The following is a 23,369-nucleotide window of genomic DNA, read 5'->3' on the forward strand; positions in this document are numbered from 1 at the left end:
GGCGGCGCACGAGCGACTGGAGGGGAACCCCGTAATGAGCTACAACCAGCCGGGCCCGTACGGCGGGCAGCCCCAGCAGCCCGGGCCGTACGGTCAGCAGGCTCCGCAGCCCGGCTACGGCCACCCGCCCCAGCCCGGCCCGCCCGGCGTTCCGCCGCAGCAGCCGCCCTACGGCCAGGCCCCGTACGGCGCGCCGCCCCAGCCCCCCGCGCCCGGCGGCGGAGGCAGGCGGACCGGTCTGATCGTCGGCGCGGTCGCGGTCGTGGCGGCGCTCGGTGTGGGTGCGTACTTCGTCCTCGGCGGGGGCGGCGGGGCGGACATCGCGGACGACGGGCCGCACAAGCTGGTCCCGCCGGCCTCGGTCGGCGAGTACAAGAAGGGCGGGTCCGGTTCGAGTGACGGCGGCCCGACGGGGACCGACTCCGCCGCCGACCTGGAGAAGATCGGCATCAAGAGCGGCACGGTGGTGAAGGCCTCGTACGCCAGCGGCTCCTCCGCGAAGCTCGGCAAGGCCATGGCGTTCAACGGCGCCTACGGGAAGATCGGCGACCCCGGGGGCACCGTCGACAAGGGTTTCGCCATCGCCCACGCCACATCCGGTGACACCGGCGACAACACCGGTGCGAAGGAGACCGTCACCTGGAAGGGCAGCCCGGAGACGGTCGAACCGGACGGGCTGGACGGTGCCGTGATGAAGTGCCAGACGGCGTCGATCACCGAGGGCACGACCGAGCTGGAGATGCCGGTGTGCGTATGGGCCGACCACAGCACCTACGGCGTGGTCAACGGCCTGGACCTGGCCGCCGCGCAGAAGGGCGGCAGCGGCGGCCTCGCCACGGACGACGTCGCCTCGTTCGCCGCCGAACTGCGCTCCGCGGCGCGGGTCGAGGCCTGAACGCAGGAACACCGAAGGGGCCCCGGGTCGACCCGGGGCCCCTTCGCGTTGCCGTGGCGGCGGTCAGGCCGTCTTCTGCTCGCCCGAGCCCCGGCCGCGGGCGTCGCGGGGGATCAGGGTCGGGTTGACGTTGGAGAGGACCACGTCCGCGGTGATCACGACGCGGGCGACGTCCTTGCGGGACGGGACCTCGTACATCACGCCCTGGAGGACTTCCTCCATGATGGCGCGCAGGCCGCGCGCACCGGTCTGGCGGAGGATGGCCTGGTCGGCGATGGCCTCCAGCGCCTCGCGCTCGAAATCCAGCTCCACGCCGTCGAGTTCGAACAGACGCTGGTACTGCTTCACCAGTGCGTTGCGCGGCTCGACGAGGATCTGGAGCAGGGCCTCCCGGTCCAGGTTGTGGACGCTCGTGATGACGGGGAGCCGGCCGATGAACTCGGGGATCATGCCGAACTTGACCAGGTCCTCCGGCATGACCTCCTCGAACTGGTCCTTGGACTCCATCTCCCGCTTGGAGCGGATCGTCGCGCCGAAACCGATGCCCTTGGCTCCGGCCCGGCCCTCGATGATCTTCTCCAGACCGGCGAAGGCGCCGCCCACGATGAACAGCACGTTCGTCGTGTCGATCTGGATGAACTCCTGGTGCGGGTGCTTGCGTCCGCCCTGCGGCGGGACGGAGGCGGTGGTGCCCTCGAGGATCTTCAGCAGGGCCTGCTGGACGCCCTCGCCGCTGACGTCACGCGTGATCGACGGGTTTTCACTCTTGCGGGCGACCTTGTCGATCTCGTCGATGTAGATGATCCCGGTCTCGGCCTTCTTGACGTCGTAGTCCGCCGCCTGGATCAGCTTCAGCAGGATGTTCTCGACGTCCTCGCCGACGTATCCCGCCTCCGTGAGCGCCGTGGCGTCGGCGATCGCGAAGGGGACGTTCAGCATGCGGGCCAGGGTCTGGGCCAGCAGGGTCTTGCCGGAGCCCGTGGGGCCCAGCAGGAGGATGTTGGACTTCGCCAGCTCGATGGCGTCGTCACGGCCCTGTGCGCCGCCGTTCTCGCCGGCCTGGACACGCTTGTAGTGGTTGTACACGGCGACGGAGAGGGCCTTCTTGGCCGACTCCTGCCCGACCACGTAGCCCTCGAGGAACTCGTAGATCTCGCGGGGCTTCGGGAGCTCCTCCCAGCGGACCTCGCTGGTCTCGGCGAGCTCTTCCTCGATGATCTCGTTGCAGAGATCGATGCACTCGTCGCAGATGTACACACCGGGCCCTGCGATGAGCTTCTTGACCTGCTTCTGGCTCTTGCCGCAGAACGAGCACTTGAGCAGATCGCCGCCGTCACCGATGCGTGCCACGGTGTGCTTCCCCTTCGCCTGGGAGACGCCCGGACGTCCGCGTCCGGTCGGCTCCTGGTGCTGCCTTATGTCCGACGGTACCTTGCCGAGCCCCCCGTTCGGGCCCCCCTTGGCACGGTTCACTTTGACGTGGACCGTGCCAAACCGTGCCAAGGGGCGGCAGACGTTACACCCCCGCCCCGCGTCAGCGCAGGCTGGAGTTGTCCATCTTCCGGGTGGTGATGATCTGGTCGATCAGGCCGTACTCCAGCGCGTCCTCGGCCGTGAGGATCTTGTCGCGCTCGATGTCCTCGCGGATCTTCTCGATCGGCCGGGTGGAGTGCTTGGCCAGCATGTCCTCCAGCTGCGTGCGCATCCGGAGGATCTCGTTGGCGGCGATCTCCAGGTCGGAGACCTGGCCGCGGCCGGTCTCGCTGTACGGCTGGTGGATCAGCACCCGCGCGTTCGGCAGCGCCATGCGCTTGCCGGGCGTGCCGGCGGCCAGCAGGACGGCGGCGGCGGAGGCCGCCTGGCCCATGCAGACCGTCTGGATGTCCGGCTTCACGTACTGCATCGTGTCGTAGATCGCCGTCAGCGCCGTGAAGGAGCCGCCGGGGCTGTTGATGTAGACCGAGATGTCGCGGTCGGGGTCCATCGACTCCAGGCACAGCAGCTGCGCCATGACGTCGTTGGCGGAGGCGTCGTCGATCTGCACGCCGAGGAAGATCACGCGCTCCTCGAAGAGCTTCGCGTACGGGTCGTACTCGCGGATGCCCTGGGAGGTGCGCTCGACGAAGCGCGGGATGACGTAACGGGACTCGGCCGCGGGGCCGGTGTACTCGGCACGCGCACGGTCGTACAGGCCGCTGCCGGAAAAGTCGTTCACGGTGTCTCCTGGAAAGGGGCTGAGGCGGTCGGCTGGGGCTGCTGGGGCTGTTCACCGGGCCCGGGGGCCCGGCGGGGCCGGTACGGGGCCACAGGGGCCCCGTACGGCCGCTCAGGCCCCGGTGCCGCCTCCGCCCGGCATGCCGGCGGCCGTGGGGATCACGTCGTCGATGAGGCCGTACTCCTTGGCCTCGAAGGCGTCGAACCAGCGGTCGCGGTCGGAGTCGCGGGTGATCTGCTCGACCGTCTGGCCGGTGTGCTGGGCCGTGAGCTCGGCCATGCGCTTCTTGGTGTGCAGCAGCCGCTCGGCGTGGATCTTGATGTCCGAGGCCGAGCCGGCCAGGCCGGCGGACGGCTGGTGGATCAGGATCTCGGCGTTCGGCAGCGCGAAGCGCTTGCCGGGGGTGCCGGCGCTCAGGAGGAACTGGCCCATGGAGGCCGCGAGGCCCATGGCGATCGTCACCACGTCGTTCTTGATGAACTGCATGGTGTCGTAGATCGCCATGCCGGCGGTGATGGAGCCGCCGGGGCTGTTGATGTACAGGTAGATGTCCTTGTCCGGGTCGGCGGCAAGGAGCAGCAGCTGTGCGGTGATCTTGTTGGCAATGTCGTCGTCGACCGGCTGGCCGAGGAAGATGATCCGCTCGCCGAGCAGCCGGTTGTAGACCTGGTCGCCGAGGCCACCACCGATGGAAGGCTCGCCGGCGGCTGAGGGCATCAGATTCGTCACGTATCCACCTGCTCGTCTTACGACGGCGCCGGGCCGTCTCACGTTTCCCTGCGGGGGGCCTGCGGCGATCTCGCCGTGGTATTCCGGCCCCGTATTCATGGACCCTAACGCGGTGGCTCCGCCGGGGAATCCCGGTAACGGGGGTGTTCGCCGGGGGCGTAGAGGGGTGTACGCCGCGGGTTGCTCCGCAGGGTGCGCCGTTCGCCTTCCCGGCGGCGGCCACCGGTCCGCGGGCGGCTGCCGCCCGGGGGAGGGCCGGTCGCGCGGTTCCCCGCGCCCCTGGGCCGGCCGGCCCGCAGGCCAGACAGCAGGGCCCCGGAGTGATGCACACCCGGGGCCCTGCTGATCACGTCGGAGTGGCGCGGGGCTCAGCCCTCGGTCTTCTCCTCGGCCGGGGCCTCCGTGGACTCGGCCTCGGTGGTGGCCGGGGCCTCGGTGGCCTCGTCCTCTTCCTCGTCCTCGAGGTCGACGATCTCGCCGTTGGTGTCCTTGACCGTGGCCTTCTCGACCACGACGGCCAGGGCCTTGCCGCGGGCGACCTCACCGACGAGGAGCGGGACCTGGCCCTGCTCGACGACGGCCTGGGCGAACTGGTCGGGGGACATGCCGGAGGAGGCGGCGCGGCGCATGAGGTGCTCGGTGAGCTCCTCCTGGTTGACGTTCAGCTTCTCCTGCTTGACGAGCTCGTCCAGCACGAACTGGGTCTTGATGCCCTTGACCGCGGCCTCACGGGTCTCGGTCTCGAACTCCTCCTCGGTCTTGCCCTGGATCTCCAGGTACTTCGCGAGGTCGAGCCCCATCTGGCCCAGCTGGTGGTGCTCGAGGTTGTGCTTGCGGGTGTTGATCTCGTCCTCGAGCAGCTTCTCGGGGACGGGGACCTCGACCAGCTCGAGCAGCTTCTCCAGGACACGCTCCTGGGCCTGCGTGGCCTGGTCGTACTGCTTCATGTTCTCCAGGCGCTTGCGGCTGTCCGCCCTGAGCTCCTCGAGGGTGTCGAACTCGGATGCGAGCTGCGCGAACTCGTCGTCCAGCTCGGGCAGCTCACGCTTGGCGACCTGGGTGACCTTGACGGTGACCTCGGCCTCCTTGCCGGCCGCCGAACCGCCCTTGAGCTCGGAGGTGAAGGTGGCCTCGCCACCGGCCTCCACGCCCTTCACGGCGTCGTCGATGCCGTCCAGCAGCTCGCCGGAGCCGATGGTGTAGGAGACGTCGCTGGCGACGCCGTCCTCGAGGACCTCGCCGTCGACCTTGGCCTCCAGGTCGATGGTGACGACGTCGCCGTCCTCGGCGGCACGCTCCACCGGGGAGGTGGAGGCGAAGCGCTCGCGGAGCTGCTCGACGGACTTGTCCACGTCCTCGTCGCTGACCTCGACGGCGTCGACCTCGACCTCGATGCCGGAGTAGTCCGGGATCTCGATGGCCGGGCGGATGTCGACCTCGGCGGTGAAGTTCAGCGTCTCGCCGTCCTTCAGCTCCGTGATGTCGACCTCAGGCTGGCCCAGCGGGCTCAGCTCCGCCTCGTTGACCGCGTCGGTGTAGAACTTCGGGAGGGCGTCGTTGACGGCCTCCTCCAGCACCGCACCGCGGCCGAACCGCTGGTCGATGACCCGGGCCGGGACCTTGCCCTTACGGAAGCCCTTCACCGTGACCTGCTGGTTGATCTTCTTGTACGCCGCGTCGAGGCTGTCCTTGAGCTCCTCGAAGGGCACCTCGACAGTGAGCCGAACCCGGGTCGGGTTCAGGGTCTCCACGGCGCTCTTCACGGTTCGGTCTCCTTGTGGCTGACTTCTCGGGTTCTGCCGGGACCAGAACGGTCCGGCCGATTCGCCGCCCGGAGGACTTCCAGAGACACACGGGCGTGCAGCTTGCATAGTAACGGCAGCGGCTGCGGCACCCAAAAGGCGATCACCGGTGCCTGAGCAGGTGGCTGGTCGGGGTGGCGGGATTTGAACCCACGGCCTTCCGCTCCCAAAGCGGACGCGCTACCAAGCTGCGCCACACCCCGTTCGGTGCGACACGTAGGGTACATGCACCCAGGCGGAACGGCCGCCGCAATTTCCCGGCGCGGTGCGGCGTCGGCGGCCGGACGGAGACGGGGTGTGCGACGAGGGCGCACAACCCGCTACGATGCCTGTCAGTGCCGTGCTCCTGCGACGCGCGGCGCACTCCGTGCGGGCGTAGCTCAATGGTAGAGCCCCAGTCTTCCAAACTGGCTACGCGGGTTCGATTCCCGTCGCCCGCTCTGTACGGCTCAGGGCCGGGTCGAGATCTTCCTCGACCCGGCCCTGATCGTTGTGGTGGACCGGTTCCGCGCGGCGGGGCGGGGTCAGAAGCTGATCGAGTTGATCATCTCCGCTATCGAGTCCAGGAACCGCTGGATGTCGTCGGCCATGCCCGTCGAGGCGAGGAAGAAGCCGAAGAGCACGGCGACGACGGCCGGCCCGGCCTTGAGGGAGCCACCTCTCAGCAACACCACCAGGATGATCGCCAACAGCAGCACCACTGACAGTGAAATGGCCACAACTGATCACACCCTTGGTCGGTTCGGCTTCCCCGGCCCGGGCGACGCGACCCCGCGCACCCCGCCAGAACCATCGTGCCACCAACCGGGCCGCCCTATGCGGCCGCTGACACATCGTCCGCCTCACAGTGTCCTGGCGGCATCGTGCCGCGCGTCGTCCACGCCCGCGCACGGGGGCCAACAGCTTTATGTCGCACGACAATTCGAAGGAACACCCGCCAGGGAATTCGCTCGGATCGTTTCCGTCTCCACACAACGCGTTCGCAGGTAATTCGATGTGTCGCCGCAGGTGTACCGACGAACCGCGCGACCCACCCCGGAAAGGCGGCGAAGCCGGACATATCACCGGAGTCGCCTGCCGGTCACATGCACGGTTTAGTCAGGAAGAATCCGGACAAGATGGCCTGCGGTACGGTCAAGTCGTGTAACCGGTTGACGTGTTGACCATCACCTCAGCGGCATGCACACTTTCGCGAATGCGGGGTACCCGGACGGGATAACCAGGAATGACGTCGGGCGTTTTACCAAATCCCACGGACAACGCTAGGGTGCCTCAGATGTTTCACGCTGCCTCGTCCCCCGCAAGCGCAGCGAGCTCACCGATCGCCTCCCCGAGTTCCTGCCGGGAGGGTCAGTGACGAACTCGCAGCGACCGTACGGCAACCACAGAACGCCGCTTCCCCCGGCACGGACACCGGCGAACGGAGTGCCGAGCCCCCGCACCCATCCCCAGGAGAGCGACCGGCCGGCGCCGTCCGGCAAACAGCGCGACGCGTTCTTCGACAACGCCAAGTATCTGGCGATCGTGCTGGTGGCCGTGGGTCACGCCTGGGGGCAGATCCTGGACGACGGGGCGGTGGAGACCGCCTACCGCGTCGTGTACATGTTCCACATGCCGGCGTTCATCGTGATCTCCGGTTACTTCTCGCGTAGCTTCGACCTGCGCCCCAAGCACATCAAGCGGCTGGTCACCGGTGTCGTCGTCCCCTACGTCGTCTTCGAGACCGCCTATTCCCTGTTCCAGCGCTACGGCAACGACGACCCGGACCACGGCATCACGCTGCTGGACCCGACGTACCACCTGTGGTTCCTGTGCGCGCTGTTCGTCTGGCGGGTGACCACCCCGTTGTGGAAGACGATCCGTCATCCGCTGCCGGTCTCGTTCGCGCTCGCCGCCCTGGGCTCCGTCTCACCCCAGATCGGCGACGACCTCGAACTGCAGCGAGTCCTGCAGTTCCTGCCGTTCTTCGTGCTGGGCCTGCTGCTGCGGCCCGAGCACTTCCAGCGGGTGCAGCGCCGCTCGGTGCGCCTGATGTCTCTGCCGGTGCTGGCCGCGGCGACGGTCGTCGCCTGGTGGTCGATGCCGCACATGCGGCTCGGCTGGCTCTACCACAGCAGTGCCGCACAGGAGCTGGGCTCGCCGTGGTGGACGGGCCCGGTCATGGTGTTCGGGACACTCGGCTGCTCGCTGGTGCTGACCGTCTGTTTCTTCGCCTGGGTGCCGCGCCGGCGCATGTGGTTCACGGCCCTCGGCGCGGGCACGATCTACGGCTACCTGCTGCACGCGTTCCTGGTGAAGGCGGGCAACTACTCCGGCTGGTTCGACCACCCGGTGCTCGAGGAGCCGGCCGGCGCAATCGGGCTGACCGTCTTCGCGGCCGCCGTCGTCACGGTGCTGTGCACCAGGCCGGTGCAGCGGGCCCTGCGGTGCGTGGTGGAGCCCAGGATGGCGTGGGCCTTCCGGCAGGATCCCGGCGAGGCGGCCCGGGACCGGGAGCGGCTGGGGACCACCGAGGTGCGTACGCGGGGCGAGAAGGTCCCGGTCTAGCGCGCCGTCCGGCTCATCCGTCCAGGCCGAGAAGTGCGCGCATCCGCGCGTACTTCTCGGTCAGCCGGGTGCGCGTGGCCTCGTCGAGGACGGCGAGGCGGGCCGGGTCGGCGTTGTGCGCCAGGTCCGCCTCCTTCACCAGCGCCGCACCGGGGGTGGCGAGGACACGGGCCGCGTACGACTCGGGCGTCTCCCCGGACCGCTTGGTGACCGCCAGGACGATGTCCTTGGTCCGCCGGGTGAGCGCGGCCTCGTCGAGCCACTGCCGCGTCAGCCTGTCGTCCTCGACGGCGTCGTGCAGCCAGGCCGCCGCGATCTGCTCCTCGTCGCCGCCGCGTTCCCGTACGCCCTCGGCGACGGCCCGGAGGTGCTCGGCGTAGGGCCGGCCCGCCTTGTCGGTCTGGCCGGCGTGCGCGGCGCGGGCGATGGCCTCCACCCGGTCCGTGGTCAGCGTGATGCGCGGTGTCCTCGTCACCCGTTCAGTGTGCCCCGGGCACGGGGTCAGCGGATCGCCGCTGCGGCCGTCGGGCCCTGCCTGCATATGAGCAGCAGGGCCCGGTCGTCGTTGACGTCCTTGGCGACGGACTCGATGAGATGCCACGCGGCGCCGTGGAAGCCGCCGGCGACATAGCGGTCGGCCTCGCCGGTGAGGCGGTCGATGCCCTCGACCATGTCCCGGTCGGAGGTCTCCACCAGGCCGTCCGTGAACAGCATCAGGACGTCTCCGGGACGCAGCGAGCCCTTCACCGGGTCGAACTGGGCGCCGTCGTACACGCCCAGCAGCGGGCCGTCGGCCGCCTTCTCCTCCCAGCGGCCGCTGCCGGCGCTGAGCTGGAGGCCCGGCGGGTGCCCGGCGGAGTAGAGCTCGTAGTCGCCGGAGTCGAGGTCGAGCACCAGATGGATGGAGGTGGCGAAGCCCTCGTCCCAGTCCTGGCGCAGGAGATAGCCGTTGGCGGCCGGGAGGAAGGCGTGCGGCGGGAGGCTGCCGAGCAGACCGCCGAAAGCACCGGAGAGCAGCAGGGCGCGCGAGCCGGCGTCCATGCCCTTGCCGGAGACGTCCGTCAGCACGACCTCGAGGGTGCGCCCGCCGTTGGTACGGGCCGCGACCACGAAGTCACCGGAGAAGGACTGACCGCCCGCCGGGCGCAGCGCCATCTCCCGGTGCCAGCCGTCCGGCAGCTTGGGCAGCTTGCTCTGCACCCGGATGCGTTCGCGCAGGTCGAACAGCATGGTGCCGCCGCGCCGCCACGGCACGCCCACCCGGCTGCGGAACTGGGCGACGAGCAGACCGAAGGCACCGCAGGCCGCGACGGTGAGGACCACGCCGGGGGTGACCCGGGCCGCGCCCTCGGTGTAGGGGCCGAGCTGTACCGCCTCCACGATCAGTGCGGTCGCCGCCGCCGCGTACAGGCCGAGCAGGCTCGCCGGGCGCAGCAGCAGGCCGCCCGCGACGATCGGGACGACCAGGGCGGCCGGCGCGCACCACACGGAGTTGGCGAGCGTCCCGGCCGCGATCAGCGGAACGGTGAGGAGCAGCCCGGCGAGCGCTATCCAGTCCGAGCCGTCCCCGCGGAAGTAGTCGACAGCGGCCCGGCGCACGCCGACCCGGGCCCGGTGCCACTGTTTCTTCAACCGGGCCATGAACGTGTCGGCTTCCGCGCGCCGCTGTCGTCCTGCTGCCATTAGTTCGGGACCCTATCCATCGGACCGGTCGCTTGGCACGGGAGGTCCTGGTTGTCCCCCTGACGGGGACCGGACTCACAGTGAACTTCACGGGACGGCGTGATGGGGCCGCCCCCGGGAAATTCCCTCGCTCGTCCCGCATCGCCCTGGTAGGCATGGGCCCATGGCGAACGAGCAGACGGGCCCCGCGCCCGAACTCCGGGTGCTGCGGCCGGATGAATGGGACACGTCGTACGCGAACCTCGTCCGCGCCTTCGGCGGGCCGCCGGAGGCGGACGAGGAGCGGGAACTGTGGAGGGAGCTGACCGAGTTCGGCCGCTTCCTGGCCGCCTGGGACGGCGACGCGTGCGTGGGGAGCGCGGGCGCCTTCTCCTTCCGGCTGACCGTGCCCGGCGGCGCGTCCGTCCCGGCCGCCGGCGTCACCATGGTCAGTGTCGCCGCCACGCACCGGCGGCGCGGGGTGCTGACGTCGATGATGCGACGGCAGCTGGACGACGTCCGCTCCTGGGGCGAGCCGCTGGCGGTGCTCACCGCGTCCGAGCCGGCGATCTACGGCCGGTTCGGCTACGGGGCGGCGACCTTCCAGACCAACGCGGAGATCGACACCCGGCGCGCGGGCCTGTCGGTGCCGGCCGGCACCGACGACGTGGGGCTGCGCTACGCGGACCCCGCCGACGCGCTGGACGCCTGTGAGGCGGTCTACGCGCAGCTGGTGCCGGGCCGTCCGGGAATGCTGGCGCGCGGGCCGGGCTGGGAGCGGCTGGGGTTGCTCGACCCGGAGAGCGAGCGGGGCGGTGCGTCGCCGCTGCAGTGCGTGCTCGCCGAGCGGGGCGGCGAGACGGTCGGGTACGCGCGGTTCCGGGTGAAGCCGTCCTGGGGGCCGGGCGGTCCCGACGGCGAGGTGATCCTCAGCGCCCTGGAGGCGCTGGACCCGGCGGCGGGGGCGGCGCTGTGGCGGTTCCTGTTCGACATCGACCTGACGTCGACGCTGGTGGCGCGGGGGCGGCCGGTCGACGACGGCTGGCAGTACCTGGTGTCGGACATACGGCGGTGCCGTCCGGCGCTGCGCGACGCGCTGTACGTGCGGCTGGTGGACGTCGGCGCCGCGCTCGATGCACGGACCTACCAGGCGCCGGTGGACGTCGTGCTGGACGTGGAGGACGCCTTCTGCCCCTGGAACACGGGGCGTTGGCGGCTGACCGGGGACGTGAAGGGCGCGTCCTGCGAGCGCACGCAGGACGCGGCCGACCTCGCCCTGTCCGTGCGGGAGCTGGGGGCGGCGTACCTGGGCGGGGTGGGACTCTCGGCGCTCGCCGCCGCGGGCCGGGTGCGCGAACTGCGGCGGGGCGCGCTGGCGGAGGCGTCCCTGGCGTTCGGCAACGCCGGTGCGGCGCCGTGGCTGCCGCACGGCTTCTGAGGGTTCTCAGGGGCGCTGGCAGGCGGGACACCAGAAGAGGTTGCGGGCGGCGAGGTCGGCGGTGCGGATCTCGCCGCCACAGATGTGGCAGGGCAGGTGGGCCCTGCGGTAGACGTACACCTCGCCGCCGTGGTCGTCGACGCGCGGCGGGCGGCCCATCGCCTCGGGTGTGTGCTCGGGGCGCACGGTGTCGATGCGGTTGTCGCGGACGCCCTCACGCATGAGCGCGACGAGGTCGGCCCAGATCGCGTCCCACTGGGCCGGGGTGATGTCCCGGCCCGCGCGGTAGGGGTCGACACGGTGCCGGAAGAGGACCTCGGCGCGGTAGACGTTCCCCACACCGGCGATGACCTTCTGGTCCATCAGGAGCGCGGCGATCGTCGTACGGCTGCGGCTGATCCTGCGGTACGCGAGGGCCGGATCGGCGTCCGGGCGGAGGGGGTCGGGGCCGAGGCGGTCGTGGACCGCCCGCTTCTCGCCGTCCGTGATCAGGGCACAGGTGGTGGGGCCGCGCAGATCGACGTAGGAGGCGTCGTCGGCGAGCCGCAGGCGGACGGTGTCCGTGGGCGGCGGCACCGGGGCCGGGCCGAAGGTCACCTTGCCGAAGAGGCCGAGGTGGATGTGGACCCAGTCGGTGTGTGCGGGCCCGGGGTCCTTGAAGCCGAGGAACAGGTGCTTGCCGTGGGCGTCGGTGGTGTGCAGCGGGGTGCCGTCGAGGAGGGCGGCCGCGTCCGTGAACTTGCCCTGGGGACTGGTGACGCGGAGGGGGGCTCCGGCCGGGAAGGTCCCGGCGTAGTCCTCGGCCAGCCGATGGATCGTGTGGCCCTCGGGCACGGCTCCCCCCTCGCTCGCTCTGCTTCGTCGTCCCGCCTTACGCCGCCCTACTGCTGGGGGTGGTGGGCCGGGATCGGGGGGAGGTCGCCGCTGGTCTCGTACGCGGAGAGCATGTCGATCCGGCGGATGTGACGCTCATCACCGGAGAACGGGGTGCTCAGGAAGGTCTCGACGAACTTCGTCGCCTCGTCCTGGCTGTGCATACGCGCGCCCACCGCGACCACGTTGGCGTTGTTGTGCTGACGCCCCAGGGCCGCCGTCTCCTCGCTCCAGGCCAGGGCCGCCCGCACGCCCGCGACCTTGTTCGCGGCGATCTGCTCGCCGTTGCCGGAGCCGCCGATCACGATGCCGAGGGAGCCCTCGTCGGCGGCGGTCCGCTCCGCGGCACGGAGGCAGAAGGGCGGGTAGTCGTCCTGGGCGTCGTAGAGGTGCGGGCCGCAGTCGACGGGCTCATGGCCCGCTTCCCTGAGCCACTCGACGAGGTGGTTCTTGAGTTCGTAGCCCGCATGGTCGGAGCCGAGATACACGCGCATGCGTCGAGTGTGACACGGCCGCCGCGGGGAATCGGCGCGGGGTGCCCTCCGCGAAAAGTGTGACCGAAGCCATAGAAGACCAGGCAAAGGCCGAGCAAAGAACCTAAATCAAAGGTTCCCTCATTCGTTCACCTCCGTTTCACTGGTCCGGCTCGTGCACCGCTCGTACGGGTACCGCACAACCGGCTCACAGGAAGACCACCCCATGACTTCGCAGCCGACCCAGACCAAGGCCGGCAACGGCCCCGAACGGCCCGGCGGCCACGGAACCCCGCCGGATTCCGGCCTCCAGGCCGGGCTCAAGAACCGCCACCTCTCGATGATCGCCATCGGCGGTGTCATCGGCGCCGGCCTCTTCGTCGGTTCCAGCTCCGGCATCGCGACCGCCGGACCCGGCATCCTCCTGTCGTACGCCCTCGTCGGCACGCTCGTGGTGCTGGTGATGCGGATGCTCGGTGAGATGTCCGCGGCGAACCCGACCTCCGGGTCCTTCTCCGCACACGCCGACCGTGCGCTCGGGCCGTGGGCCGGGTTCTCCATCGGCTGGCTGTACTGGTTCTTCTGGGTCGTCGTGCTGGCGGTCGAGGCGACCGCCGGTGCCGCGATCCTCGAAGGATGGATACCGGCCGTTCCCCAGTGGGGGTGGGCGCTCATCGTGATGGTGGTGCTGACCGCCACCAACCTGGTGTCCGTGGGCTCCTACGGCGAGTTCGAGTTCTGGTTCGCCGGGATCAAGGTCGTCGCCATCGCCGCGTTCATCGTCGTCGGCGGCCTGGCCGTCTTCGGAGTGCTGCCCGGCGTCGACAGCGACCAGGCGGGGCTCGCCAACCTCACGGACCACGGCGGCTTCCTGCCCAACGGCGCCGGCGCGATCCTCACCGGCATCCTGCTCGTCGTCTTCTCGTTCATGGGCAGTGAGATCGCCACCCTGGCCGCCGGCGAGTCGGAGGACCCGCAGCGGGCCGTCACCAAGGCGACCAACAGCATCATCTGGCGGATCGGCGTCTTCTACCTCGGCTCGATCTTCGTCGTGATCTGCCTGCTGCCCTGGGACAGCAAGAGCATCGCCGAGGACGGCTCCTACGTCGCCGCGCTGGACTCCCTCGGCATCGCGCACGCCGGGCAGATCATGAACTTCATCGTGCTGACGTCGGTGCTGTCCTGCCTCAACTCCGGGCTCTACACGGCCTCCCGGATGGCCTTCTCGCTGGGGCAGCGCGGAGACGCGCCGAAGGCGTTCGCCCGGACCACGAGCCGGGGCGTGCCGCAGACCGCGATCATCGCGTCGGTCGTGTTCGGCTTCGTCGCGGTGTTCTTCAACTACAAGTTCCCGGACTCCGTCTTCCTCTTCCTCGTCAACTCCTCCGGTGCGGTCGCGCTGTTCGTATGGCTGGTGATCTGCTTCTCGCAGCTGCGGATGCGGAAGATCATCCAGGCGGAGGCGCCGGAGAAGCTGGTCGTGCGGATGTGGCTGTACCCGTACCTGACGTGGGCCAGCGCCGCGCTGATCGTGTTCGTGCTGGGCTACATGCTGACCGACACGGAGCACAACGGGCGGACCACGGTGCTCCTGTCGCTGCTGGTCGCCGGCGTCGTCGTCGCCATCGCCGTCGTGCGGCAGCGGGCGGCGGGGCGCCGTGCCGTCGACGCGCCGGGCACCGCGGACCGCGACGAGGTCCGGGTCGGCTGACACGGGTGCCCCGCCGGGATTCCGGCAGGGGCGGGGCCGGGGCCGGCGGCACGGGTGCCGTAGGCCCCGGCCCCGTCGTGTGCACGGCCCCGGCCGCCCCGGCCGGCGATGCGCCCCGGCCGAGGTCCCGGCAACGGCCGCGGCTCGATCGCCCCTCTCCCGCCGGGGTGGCGACACATACGCAGAGGCCCGCCGGCGCTGCGGCCGGCGGGCCTGTCGTGCGTGGGGACCGCTCGGCGGTCAGCGCTTGTCGGCGAGCTTCCAGGCGGTCGGCAGCAGACCCATCGCCAGGGCGGCCTTCAGGGCGTCACCGATGAGGAACGGGGTCAGGCCGGCCGCGATGGCGGCGGAGGCGGACATGCCGGTGGCGAGGGCCAGGTAGGGCACGCCGACGGCGTAGATGATCGCCGAGCCGAGCACCATGGTGCCTGCCGTCCGCCAGGCGGAGCGGTCGGCACCGCGGCGGGCCAGCGCTCCCACGACGACGGAGGCCAGCAGCATGCCGAGGATGTAGCCGAAGGACGGCATGCCCATCCCCGACGTGCCCTCCGCGAACCACGGCACGCCGGCCATGCCCGCCAGCGCGTACACCGCGAGGGAGACGAAGCCGCGCCGCGCGCCGAGGGTGGTGCCCACCAGGAGCGCCGCGAAGGTCTGGCCGGTCACCGGCACCGGGGAGCCGGGGACGGGCACCGCGATCTGGGCGGCGAGACCCGTGAGCGCGGCACCGCCGAGCACGAGCGCGGCGTCCCGGACGCGGGAGGCCGGGACGAGGTCGGCGAGGACCTGCCCGGAGCGGGCGGACGTGACGGTGGCGGTGCTCATGAGGTCTCCGCGGGGTGAGGGCGGTGGGGGACACCGTGACGCTATACCGGCGTCCCCGCGCCGATCACCATCAGCGCCCGACAAAGGCACGATCACGGACTTGGTGGGCTCCGGACAAAGATCGGCCGTGACCAGCGGTACGAGGTGACGCCGGTCACGGAGGTGAGGTGGCATCACCGACATCCGGCGGGAGCGGGGCGGCTGTGGGGAACCGCCAAAGGGAACCACGAAGGGAACCACGAAGGGAACCGCCGGGGGACCCGCCGGGTAACCGGGCCCCCACCCTCCGGACGACCGGTGTCCACATGCTGGGCAGCCACCCCCTGACCGCCGGGAGACCGCCCAGACTGGGCGGCGTTTTGTCGTCTCCCGCATTGGACGAGCCGCGCCCATGCCCAGCACCACCGTCGAGACGCCCCCGAAGCCGGACGGCGCCTCCCTCTCGCACGGCCTCAAGCAGCGCCATCTGTCGATGATCGCCCTCGGCGGGGTGATCGGCGCCGGGCTGTTCGTCGGCTCCGGTGCCGCCATCGCCGCCGCCGGGCCCTCCGTCGTCCTCGCCTACACCCTCTCCGGCATCCTGGTGATGCTGGTGATGCGGATGCTGGGCGAGATGTCCGCCGCGTACCCGTCCTCGGGTTCGTTCTCCGCGCACGCCGAGCGGGCCATCGGCCCCTGGGCGGGGTTCACCGCGGGCTGGTCGTTCTGGGTGCTGCTGTGCACGGCGGTCGGCCTGGAGGGCATCGGCGCCGCGAAGATCGTCACCGGCTGGCTGCCGGGCACGCCGGAGTGGGCGTGGGTGGCGCTGTTCATGGTGGTGTTCTGCGCGACGAACCTCGCGGCGGTGAGGAACTTCGGCGAGTTCGAGTTCTGGTTCGCGGCGCTGAAGGTCGGCGCGATCACCCTGTTCCTCGGGCTGGGCGTGCTGGCCGTGGCCGGTGCGCTGCCCGGCACGGACTCCCCCGGCACCTCCCACCTCACCGACCTCCTGCCCAACGGCGGCGAGGGCCTGGTGATCGGACTGCTCGCCTCCGTCTTCGCGTACGGCGGTCTGGAGACGGTGACCATCGCGGCGGCCGAGTCGGAGAACCCGGTCAAGGGCGTGGCGAGCGCGGTCCGTACGGCGATGTGGCGGATCGCGGTGTTCTACATCGGTTCGATGGCGGTCATCGTCACCCTCGTCCCGTGGGACTCCCCGGCGGTCGTCGAGGACGGCCCCTACGTCGCCGCACTGGACACCCTCGGCATCCCCGGCGCCGGTCAGCTGATGAACGTCGTGGTGCTGGTGGCGCTGCTGTCCGCGATGAACGCCAACATCTACGGCGCCTCACGCATCGGCTACTCCCTGGTGCGCCGCGGCCAGGGGCCGAAGGCACTCGGCCGGGTGTCGGGCGGGGTGCCGCGGACCGCCGTACTGGCCTCCTCCGTCTTCGGGTTCGCGTGCGTGCTGCTGAGCTACTGGCGGCCGGACGACGTCTTCGCCTGGCTGCTGAACATGATCGGCGCGGTGATCCTGGTCGTCTGGATCTTCATCGCCGTCTCCCAGCTGCGGCTGCGCCGCCGGCTCGAGCGCGAGGCGCCCGAGAGACTCGCGGTGCGGATGTGGGCGTTCCCGTGGCTGACGTGGGTGGCGCTGGCCGGCATGGCGGCGGTCTTCGTCCTCATGGCCCGGGAGCCGGGCACCCGGGTGCAGCTCTACTCGACGGGCGGGATGACGCTGGTCCTGGCGGCCGTCGGCTACGCCTGGCAGCGGGCGCGCGCCCGGAGCTGACCACGGACAGCCCTTTCTGCTGTTAGCGTGCAGTTGCGAGCTATTTGCAACAAGAACCCTGCCTCGTGGTCGTCTTCTCACCGTTCACCCGGCAGGCGGACAGAGTGAGGCCCCCGCGGGGACATGACCCGCGGGGGCTTCCGGTATGCGGCGATCCGGGCCATCGTTGCGCAATGGCGACACAGAGGACGAAGAAGGACTACTGCTGGACCTGCGACGGGGACCAGCAGCACCGTCAGCTCACCAGGAAGGAGGAGGACTGGCTCAAGGAGCGGCTCGGCCGGTCCGGGGTCGGCGAGTTCTGGCTCTGTGTGAACGTGCTCGACGCCGACACCGGAAAGCAGTGCCGCAACCTGCGCACGGGCTTCAACAAGAAGCCGTTCGCCGCGGCGATCAAGGTACCCGTGCTGGACTGACCGTCACAGGTTGCTGAAGTCCGGCCCCTTCGTCCGCGTCCGCTTGATCTCGTAGAAGCCGGGGACGGAGGCCACCGCGAGCGTGCCGTCCCACAGGCGGGCGGCCTCCTCGCCCCGGGGGGCGGGAGTGACCACCGGGCCGAAGAAGGCGATCTCCTCGCCGTCGGGACCGGGGACCGCGACGACCGGGGTGCCGACCTCCTGGCCCACCTTCTCGATGCCCTCCTTGTGGGAGGCCCGCAGCTCCGCCTCGTACGGGGTGGAGTCCCAGTGCTCCATGAGGGAGGCGGGCAGACCGACGTCCTCCAGGGCGGCGGCGACCGTCTCCTTCTCCGGCCCCTCGCCCCTGTTGTGGATGCGGGTGCCGAGCGCGGTGTAGAGGTCGCCGAGCACCTCGGCGCCGTGCTCCTGCTGGGCCGCGATGACCACGCGGACCGGCCCCCATGCCTTGACCTCGAGCATCTCGCGGTACTCCGCGGGGAGGTCGTCGAGCTTGTCCTCGTTGAGCACCGCCAGGCTCATCAGGTGCCAGCGGACCTCGATGTCCCGCAGCTTCTCCACCTCCAGCACCCAGCGGGAGGTCATCCAGGCCCAGGGGCAGAGCGGGTCGAACCAGAAGTCGACAGGCGTGGCGGGGGACTTGTCCGACATGTCACTCCTCGTGAAGGCGGTATCTCTGGGAGACAACGCCGCGGCTCGTCCTGGCCATTCCCGGCTGCCCGGCGTCAGGGGCACATGGCAGGATCGGTCCTGTTCATCCATGTCGACGACGCATGAGGAGTCCGCACGTGCCCGGTGAGAATCTGACCCGCGACGAAGCCCGGGAGCGGGCGGCCCTGCTGTCCGTGGACGGATACGAGGTGTCCCTCGACCTGCGGTCGGCGGTCGGCGGGAACGACGGTGAGGGTGCGCGCACCTTCCGCTCCGTGACCACTGTGCGCTTCCGCTGCGCCGAGCCGGGCGCGAGCAGCTTCGCCGACCTGATCGCGCCGGGGGTGACGAGCGTGGCGCTCAACGGGCGCGACCTCGACCCCGGCCAGGTCTTCGACGGATCGCGGATCCTGCTGGAGGACCTCGCCGCCGACAACGAGCTCGTCGTCGACGCGCAGTGCGCCTACTCCCGCACCGGCGAGGGCATGCACCGCTTCGTCGACCCCGAGGACGGCGAGGTGTACCTCTACACCCAGTACGAGCCGGCCGACGCCCGGCGCGTCTTCGCCAATTTCGAGCAGCCCGACCTCAAGGCCCCGTACCGCTTCGAGGTGCGGGCGCCCGAGGGCTGGACGGTGTGGAGCAACGGCGCCGGGGAACTCACCGACGGCGTGTGGCGGTTCGCCGAGACCAAGCCCATCTCCACGTACATCACCTGTGTCGTCGCGGGTCCGTACCACTACGTGACGGACACCTATGAGCGGGAGTTCGAGGACGGCACCCGTCTGCGGATCCCGCTGGGCGCCATGTGCCGCAAGGGTCTCGCGCCGCACTTCGACGCCGACGACGTGTTCCTGGTGACCAAGCAGGGCCTGGACTTCTTCCACGACCACTTCGACTACCCGTACCCGTTCGGGAAGTACGACCAGGCCTTCGTGCCCGAGTACAACCTGGGCGCGATGGAGAACCCGGGGATGGTCACCTTCCGCGAGGAGTTCATCTTCCGGGGCAAGGTCACACGGGCGTCGTACGAGGGCCGGGCGAACGTCGTCCTGCACGAGATGGCGCACATGTGGTTCGGCGACCTGGTCACCATGGAGTGGTGGGACGACCTGTGGCTGAAGGAGTCCTTCGCCGACTTCATGGGCGCGTTCTCCCTGGTCGGGGCCACCCGCTTCACCGACGGCTGGATCACGTTCGCCAACCGCCGCAAGGCGTGGGCCTACCGCGCGGACCAGCTGCCCTCCACGCACCCGATCACCGCGGACATCCGCGACCTGCAGGACGCCAAGCTCAACTTCGACGGCATCACGTACGCGAAGGGCGCCTCGGTCCTCAAGCAGCTGGTGGCGTACGTCGGTCAGGACGCGTTCCTGGAGGGCGCCCGGCGCTACTTCAAGCGGCACGCGTACGGCAACACGCGCCTCGGTGACCTGCTCTCCGTCCTGGAGGAGACGAGCGGACGGGACATGGGCGCATGGGCCCGTTCCTGGCTGCAGACGGCGGGCGTCAACGCGCTGACCCCGCAGGTGCTGCTCGGCGCGGACGGACGCGTCGACGAGCTGGCGGTGGTGCAGGAGGCCGCCGAGTCCCATCCCGAACTGCGCCCGCACCGGGTGGCGGTGGGCCTGTACCGGCGCACGGAGTCCGGCACCTTCGAGCGGTACGCGCAGGCCGAGACGGACGTGGAGGGCCCGCGCACGGTCGTGGCGGAGCTGGCGGGCGCGGACGCGCCGGAGCTGGTGCTGGTCAACGACGACGACCTGACGTACTGCAAGACCCGCTTCGACGAGACGTCCCTGGCGGCGCTCCGCGACGGCCTGGGCGACCTCACCGATCCGCTGGCCCGCGCCCTGTGCTGGTCGGCGCTGTGGAACATGACGCGGGACGCGCTGCTGCCGGCCCGGGAGTTCATCGGCCTGGTGCTGCGGTTCGCGGGCCGGGAGTCCGACATCGGCGTGCTGCAGATGCTGCACGCGTGGGCCGAGTCGGCGGCCGTGCACTACACCGCGCCCGGACGGCGGGAGCAGGCCGGGCGTCTGCTCGCCGAGGGCGCCTCGGCCCAGCTCCACGCCGCCGAGGCGGGCAGCGAGCACCAGCTCGCGTGGGCGAGGTTCTTCGCCCGCGTCGCCGGCGCGCCGGCCGACTTCGAGCTGCTGACCTCGCTGCTCGAGGGCACGGAGGCCCTCCCTGGGCTGGAGGTCGACCAGGAGCTGCGCTGGGCGTTCCTGGCGCCGCTGGCCGCACACGGGGCGGCGGACGAGAAGAGGCTGGACGCCGAACTGGCCCGGGACGACACCGCGTCCGGCAAGCGGCACCACGTCCGCTGCCTGGCCGCCCGCCCGTCGGCGGCGGTCAAGGCGCAGTGCTGGGCGCAGGTCGTGGAGTCGGACGCGCTGTCCAACGCGCTGGTGGAGGCGACGATCGCGGGCTTCGCTCAGTCGTCCCAGCGGGAGCTGCTCGCGCCGTACACCGAGAAGTACTTCGCGGCGATCGAGCGGGTGTGGACCGAGCGGTCGATCCAGATCGGCATGGATGTGGTGCGGGGTCTGTTCCCCTCCTTCCAGGACTCGCGGGCGACGCTCGACGCGACGGACGCGTGGCTCACGTCCCACGAGGACGCCGCCCCGGCACTGCGCCGGCTGGTCCTCGAGGCCCGGGACGACCTGGCCCGGGCCCTGCGCGGCCAGGCGTGCGACGCCACGGCGGACTGAGCCGCCCCCGCGCACCCCGCCGTCCGCGGCCGTTACCGAACGCGGGCAATCACGCCGTAACCCCTGGTTCTCACCCGAACGGACCAGGGGTTTTCGGTGTCCGAACAGACGTCCTTCAGTGCGGGCTTGTCCTTGTTCGTCGACGAGCCTGTAACAGGGGTTCGAGGGGCGGCCGGAGACGGGAAATTGCCGGGCATGAACCACAACACCCCGCTCTCCCCCCGCCCCCTGCACCACCTCCCCACCAGCACGGGACGCCGTGTCCTGACCCACGCGCAGCTCCGTGCCCACGGCGTCTCGGCCGCGGAGGCCGGTGCGCAGTGCCGCCCCGGCGGGCCCTGGCAGCAGCTCCTCCCCGGCGTCGTCCTGCTCCACCCCGGCCCGCCGACCAGCGAGGAGCGGCTGCACGCGGTGCTGCTGTACGCGGCACGGGAGCGGACCACGGGCGTTCCCGTGCAACCCGGCGCGGACGGGCCGCCCGCGTCCCCCTACGGCGAGGTGATGATCACCGGGTTGGCCGCGCTGACCCTGCACGGCTTCTCCTCCGCTCCCCCGCTGCCGTCCCTGGAGGTCCTCGACGTCCTGGTCCCGCGGCTGCGCCGGCTGCGCTCGACGGGTTGCGTCCGTGTCGTCCGGGCCTCCGCCCTGCCGCCCCCTCAGGAGGTCACGGGCCTGCCCGTGGCACCGGTCGCGCGGGCGCTGGCCGACGCCGTGGCGGACCTGGGGGACGCGGGCACCGTGCGGCGGCTGCTCACGGAGGCGGTGCGGGGCGGGCACTGCGAACCGGCGGCGGTGGTCCGGGAGCTCACCGCCGCCAAGCTGCTCAGCCGGCCGCACGTGGTGGACGCGGTGGACTCGCTGCTGGCCGAGGGCCGGGCGCTGGCGGAGTCCCGGCTGTACCGGATGGTCCACGACCACGGCCTGCCGGACCCGTGCTGGAACGTCGAGCTGCGGCTGCCCGGCGGTCCCCGTCTCGGTGGTGTGGACGCGTACTGGCCGGAGCAGTCGGTGGCGGTGGAGCTGGACACCCGCGCGCCCCGTCCGGGCGGGCGGCCGGAGGACGACGCCGAGTGGTCGGAGTACGCCCGCAAGCGGGAACACCTGGAGCGGCTCGGCATCACGGTCGTCCGCATCGCCCCGCGGGCGCTCCGGGACGCGGCGGAGCAACAGGCGGCGGTGGTCCGCACGGCCCTGACGGCCTCGGCCGACCGCGACCCGGCGGCCCACGTCCTGGTCCTGCCCCGCTAGGGCCTGTCCGGCCCCGGGCGGCGCACCGTGCGGATCAGGCCGGTTCCGCCCGGCCCGTCGCCGGGCGTTCGCGCCACAGGCGCAGGGCGATGTCGACCAGGCGGATCCGGACCAGGCCGGGGACGGCGTCGAGGGGCTGCCAGGCGGCGAGGTCGGTGGAACCGCCCACCTCGTTGCGCAGTTCGCCTCCGGTGACCCGGGCCTCGTAGAGCAGCCGGACGCCGTGGTGGTCGACGGCGCGGCCGAACCGGCCGGGGAAGGTGCGCCGGGTGGAGTGCACGCCGAGCAGGCCGGTGACCTCGACGAGGTGACCGGTCTCCTCCTCGACCTCCCGGCGCACGGTGTCGTAGGGGTCCTCGCCGTGCTCCATGCCCCCGCCCGGCAGCACCCACTCGGGGACGCCGCCGGGGCCGGGGGACCGGGCGAGCAGGAGCTGTCCGTCGCGCACGCACACGGCGTAGGCCGCCACCCTCAACTTCCTTCGCATCCGTGGACGTTAACCCGGCGGCTGCGGATTGGCAGGTGAGTACTCGGGGGCGGACCAGCGCAGCGGGAGCGCGTGCGGGGTCTCCAGCGCCTCGTGCACGGTGAAGCGGACCCGGCGTTCCCCGCCGGGGCCGAACTCGGTGCGCGCCTCACCGGTGAGACCGAGGGTCGTGCCGGTCGTCCAGTCCGCGAAGAGCAGACCGGCGCGCGGGTCGGCGGCGAGGTTGCCGAGGGTGAGGAACATGGCGTTGCCCGGGTAGTCGCGCCATGTCAGTTCCGTCGGCGAGGCCACCCGGACGAAGCCGGGGTTGCCGCCCCGGTGGCTGGCGTCGGCGCCGTCACCGTGCACGGTGGCGATGAAGAAGGTGTCGGCGTCCGCCACGAACGCCGCCTGAGCGCGGCTCAGTTCGCCGGAACGGCGCGCCGTGCCCGGCGTGCGGTCGCCGACCGTCTCGTAGGACTGCCGTCGTTGCAGGTACTTGGGGCAGTTGGCGAACACCTGGTCCGCCTCGACGGCGAAGCCCCCCGGCGTGGGCCGGAGCCGGCCGTTGAGGCGCATGCGGCGGCGGGTGCGCGGGTCCAGGGCGAGGGTGCCGACCGGGGTGCCCACGGTGGTGAGGGCGGTGGCGAGCGGGTCGGCCGCCGGCACCCGGCCGGTGACCGACATCTGCCGAGTGCCGGTGGCCCGGACGAAGCCGGGGGTTCCGGTGAGCGCCCCGGCCCACACCCGGCCCGAGTCCGGGGCGGCGGCGCCGATCACCAGCATCGGCTGGAGGCCGAGGAACGCCGCGGCCACCGGTTTGATGTCCCGTCCGATGGACCGGCCGACGTGGTCGGCGTTCCGGCGGACGCCGACCCGGTCCTGCACCGTGCGCGAGCCCGCGTGGTACACGGCCGCGGTTTCCGTCATGGA

At 71.2% G+C, this 23,369-nt stretch carries 21 protein-coding genes and 2 tRNA genes; 9 read left to right on the forward strand and 14 right to left on the reverse strand.

Annotated elements, in window-relative coordinates; all coding sequences use genetic code 11:
• Positions 1 to 34 precede the first annotated feature (34 nt).
• On the forward strand, positions 35 to 895 hold the full coding sequence (locus BU52_RS17465) for a hypothetical protein (protein WP_037935243.1): 861 nt from the start codon (positions 35 to 37) through the stop codon (positions 893 to 895).
• A gap of 63 nt (positions 896 to 958) precedes the next feature.
• On the opposite strand, the gene clpX is transcribed toward BU52_RS17465, so the two are convergent.
• From clpX to BU52_RS17490, 5 genes are all read right to left on the reverse strand, one after another.
• Complete coding sequence (clpX, locus tag BU52_RS17470) at positions 959 to 2,245, reverse strand: ATP-dependent Clp protease ATP-binding subunit ClpX (RefSeq protein ID WP_037935513.1); 1,287 nt, start codon at positions 2,243 to 2,245, stop codon at positions 959 to 961.
• Between the two features lie 184 nt (positions 2,246 to 2,429).
• Positions 2,430 to 3,110, reverse strand: a complete 681-nt coding sequence (locus BU52_RS17475; protein WP_037935248.1) for an ATP-dependent Clp protease proteolytic subunit — start codon at positions 3,108 to 3,110, stop codon at positions 2,430 to 2,432.
• A 111-nt stretch (positions 3,111 to 3,221) separates the two neighbouring features.
• The gene (locus tag BU52_RS17480) at positions 3,222 to 3,827 is read right to left on the reverse strand and encodes an ATP-dependent Clp protease proteolytic subunit (protein WP_051858342.1); all 606 of its coding nucleotides are present in this window, start codon (positions 3,825 to 3,827) and stop codon (positions 3,222 to 3,224) included.
• A 380-nt stretch (positions 3,828 to 4,207) separates the two neighbouring features.
• Positions 4,208 to 5,602, reverse strand: a complete 1,395-nt coding sequence (gene tig / locus BU52_RS17485) for a trigger factor (protein ID WP_037935256.1) — start codon at positions 5,600 to 5,602, stop codon at positions 4,208 to 4,210.
• 165 nt (positions 5,603 to 5,767) lie between these two features.
• A tRNA-Pro gene (locus BU52_RS17490) sits at positions 5,768 to 5,844 on the reverse strand.
• Between the two features lie 166 nt (positions 5,845 to 6,010).
• Between BU52_RS17490 and BU52_RS17495 the strand changes: the two genes are divergently transcribed.
• A tRNA-Gly gene (locus tag BU52_RS17495) sits at positions 6,011 to 6,081 on the forward strand.
• Positions 6,082 to 6,165: 84 nt separating this feature from the next.
• On the opposite strand, the gene BU52_RS17500 is transcribed toward BU52_RS17495, so the two are convergent.
• On the reverse strand, positions 6,166 to 6,360 hold the full coding sequence (locus tag BU52_RS17500; protein ID WP_037935257.1) for a hypothetical protein: 195 nt from the start codon (positions 6,358 to 6,360) through the stop codon (positions 6,166 to 6,168).
• A gap of 634 nt (positions 6,361 to 6,994) precedes the next feature.
• On the opposite strand from BU52_RS17500, the gene BU52_RS17505 reads away from it, so the two are divergent.
• Entirely contained in the window at positions 6,995 to 8,188 is a 1,194-nt protein-coding gene (locus BU52_RS17505; protein ID WP_078903297.1) for an acyltransferase family protein, read from the forward strand.
• 13 nt (positions 8,189 to 8,201) lie between these two features.
• Here the strand turns inward: BU52_RS17505 and BU52_RS17510 are convergent, their stop codons facing one another.
• Positions 8,202 to 8,663, reverse strand: a complete 462-nt coding sequence (locus BU52_RS17510; protein WP_051858343.1) for an HD domain-containing protein — start codon at positions 8,661 to 8,663, stop codon at positions 8,202 to 8,204.
• A gap of 26 nt (positions 8,664 to 8,689) precedes the next feature.
• Complete coding sequence (locus BU52_RS17515) at positions 8,690 to 9,871, reverse strand: PP2C family protein-serine/threonine phosphatase (protein ID WP_037935260.1); 1,182 nt, start codon at positions 9,869 to 9,871, stop codon at positions 8,690 to 8,692.
• 163 nt (positions 9,872 to 10,034) lie between these two features.
• Between BU52_RS17515 and BU52_RS17520 the strand changes: the two genes are divergently transcribed.
• Positions 10,035 to 11,288: a GNAT family N-acetyltransferase gene (locus BU52_RS17520; RefSeq protein WP_037935261.1), complete on the forward strand. Its 1,254-nt coding sequence runs from the start codon at positions 10,035 to 10,037 to the stop codon at positions 11,286 to 11,288.
• A gap of 6 nt (positions 11,289 to 11,294) precedes the next feature.
• Here the strand turns inward: BU52_RS17520 and BU52_RS17525 are convergent, their stop codons facing one another.
• Both BU52_RS17525 and BU52_RS17530 read right to left on the reverse strand, forming a co-directional pair.
• On the reverse strand, positions 11,295 to 12,122 hold the full coding sequence (locus BU52_RS17525) for an Fpg/Nei family DNA glycosylase (protein ID WP_037935262.1): 828 nt from the start codon (positions 12,120 to 12,122) through the stop codon (positions 11,295 to 11,297).
• Positions 12,123 to 12,169: 47 nt separating this feature from the next.
• Entirely contained in the window at positions 12,170 to 12,655 is a 486-nt protein-coding gene (locus BU52_RS17530; RefSeq protein ID WP_037935264.1) for a ribose-5-phosphate isomerase, read from the reverse strand.
• A 205-nt stretch (positions 12,656 to 12,860) separates the two neighbouring features.
• Here BU52_RS17530 and BU52_RS17535 point away from each other — a divergent pair, with 205 nt between their 5' ends.
• Positions 12,861 to 14,345: an amino acid permease gene (locus tag BU52_RS17535; protein WP_037935270.1), complete on the forward strand. Its 1,485-nt coding sequence runs from the start codon at positions 12,861 to 12,863 to the stop codon at positions 14,343 to 14,345.
• 240 nt (positions 14,346 to 14,585) lie between these two features.
• Here BU52_RS17535 and BU52_RS17540 read toward each other — a convergent pair whose 3' ends face one another.
• A complete protein-coding gene (locus BU52_RS17540) occupies positions 14,586 to 15,170 on the reverse strand; it encodes a biotin transporter BioY (RefSeq protein ID WP_037935272.1) in 585 nt (194 codons plus the stop codon).
• 391 nt (positions 15,171 to 15,561) lie between these two features.
• Here BU52_RS17540 and BU52_RS17545 point away from each other — a divergent pair, with 391 nt between their 5' ends.
• The gene (locus tag BU52_RS17545) at positions 15,562 to 16,941 is read left to right on the forward strand and encodes an amino acid permease (protein WP_037935274.1); all 1,380 of its coding nucleotides are present in this window, start codon (positions 15,562 to 15,564) and stop codon (positions 16,939 to 16,941) included.
• Positions 16,942 to 17,114: 173 nt separating this feature from the next.
• The gene (locus tag BU52_RS17550) at positions 17,115 to 17,357 is read left to right on the forward strand and encodes a hypothetical protein (RefSeq protein ID WP_037935277.1); all 243 of its coding nucleotides are present in this window, start codon (positions 17,115 to 17,117) and stop codon (positions 17,355 to 17,357) included.
• A gap of 3 nt (positions 17,358 to 17,360) precedes the next feature.
• Here BU52_RS17550 and BU52_RS17555 read toward each other — a convergent pair whose 3' ends face one another.
• Positions 17,361 to 18,008 carry a mycothiol-dependent nitroreductase Rv2466c family protein gene (locus BU52_RS17555; RefSeq protein WP_037935280.1) on the reverse strand — a complete coding sequence of 216 codons (648 nt, stop codon included), beginning with the start codon at positions 18,006 to 18,008 and terminating at the stop codon, positions 17,361 to 17,363.
• A gap of 137 nt (positions 18,009 to 18,145) precedes the next feature.
• On the opposite strand from BU52_RS17555, the gene pepN reads away from it, so the two are divergent.
• Entirely contained in the window at positions 18,146 to 20,722 is a 2,577-nt protein-coding gene (pepN, locus tag BU52_RS17560; RefSeq protein WP_037935283.1) for an aminopeptidase N, read from the forward strand.
• A 195-nt stretch (positions 20,723 to 20,917) separates the two neighbouring features.
• Positions 20,918 to 21,970 carry a hypothetical protein gene (locus tag BU52_RS17565; RefSeq protein WP_037935286.1) on the forward strand — a complete coding sequence of 351 codons (1,053 nt, stop codon included), beginning with the start codon at positions 20,918 to 20,920 and terminating at the stop codon, positions 21,968 to 21,970.
• A gap of 34 nt (positions 21,971 to 22,004) precedes the next feature.
• Here the strand turns inward: BU52_RS17565 and BU52_RS17570 are convergent, their stop codons facing one another.
• Positions 22,005 to 22,457, reverse strand: a complete 453-nt coding sequence (locus BU52_RS17570) for an NUDIX hydrolase (RefSeq protein ID WP_200881209.1) — start codon at positions 22,455 to 22,457, stop codon at positions 22,005 to 22,007.
• 9 nt (positions 22,458 to 22,466) lie between these two features.
• Positions 22,467 to 23,366 (reverse strand): pyridoxamine 5'-phosphate oxidase family protein, encoded by a 900-nt coding sequence (locus tag BU52_RS17575; RefSeq protein WP_037935289.1) that lies wholly within the window; start codon positions 23,364 to 23,366, stop codon positions 22,467 to 22,469.
• Positions 23,367 to 23,369 lie beyond the last annotated feature (3 nt).

The organism is Streptomyces toyocaensis, assembly GCF_000725125.1.
In the GTDB taxonomy this organism is placed as follows: Bacteria; Actinomycetota; Actinomycetes; order Streptomycetales; family Streptomycetaceae; genus Streptomyces; species Streptomyces toyocaensis.

What these genes read in the sequence shown, in the direction of transcription:
- BU52_RS17515 (WP_037935260.1), bottom strand. Translation starts at nt 9,871, where the DNA reads ATGGCAGCAGGACGACAGCGGCGCGCGGAAGCCGACACGTTCATGGCC.
- BU52_RS17535 (WP_037935270.1), top strand. Translation starts at nt 12,861, where the DNA reads ATGACTTCGCAGCCGACCCAGACCAAGGCCGGCAACGGCCCCGAACGG.
- BU52_RS17480 (WP_051858342.1), bottom strand. Translation starts at nt 3,827, where the DNA reads ATGCCCTCAGCCGCCGGCGAGCCTTCCATCGGTGGTGGCCTCGGCGAC.
- BU52_RS17545 (WP_037935274.1), top strand. Translation starts at nt 15,562, where the DNA reads ATGCCCAGCACCACCGTCGAGACGCCCCCGAAGCCGGACGGCGCCTCC.
- BU52_RS17565 (WP_037935286.1), top strand. Translation starts at nt 20,918, where the DNA reads ATGAACCACAACACCCCGCTCTCCCCCCGCCCCCTGCACCACCTCCCC.
- BU52_RS17575 (WP_037935289.1), bottom strand. Translation starts at nt 23,366, where the DNA reads ATGACGGAAACCGCGGCCGTGTACCACGCGGGCTCGCGCACGGTGCAG.
- BU52_RS17465 (WP_037935243.1), top strand. Translation starts at nt 35, where the DNA reads ATGAGCTACAACCAGCCGGGCCCGTACGGCGGGCAGCCCCAGCAGCCC.
- BU52_RS17520 (WP_037935261.1), top strand. Translation starts at nt 10,035, where the DNA reads ATGGCGAACGAGCAGACGGGCCCCGCGCCCGAACTCCGGGTGCTGCGG.
- BU52_RS17540 (WP_037935272.1), bottom strand. Translation starts at nt 15,170, where the DNA reads ATGAGCACCGCCACCGTCACGTCCGCCCGCTCCGGGCAGGTCCTCGCC.
- BU52_RS17570 (WP_200881209.1), bottom strand. Translation starts at nt 22,457, where the DNA reads ATGCGAAGGAAGTTGAGGGTGGCGGCCTACGCCGTGTGCGTGCGCGAC.
- BU52_RS17530 (WP_037935264.1), bottom strand. Translation starts at nt 12,655, where the DNA reads ATGCGCGTGTATCTCGGCTCCGACCATGCGGGCTACGAACTCAAGAAC.
- BU52_RS17550 (WP_037935277.1), top strand. Translation starts at nt 17,115, where the DNA reads ATGGCGACACAGAGGACGAAGAAGGACTACTGCTGGACCTGCGACGGG.
- BU52_RS17555 (WP_037935280.1), bottom strand. Translation starts at nt 18,008, where the DNA reads ATGTCGGACAAGTCCCCCGCCACGCCTGTCGACTTCTGGTTCGACCCG.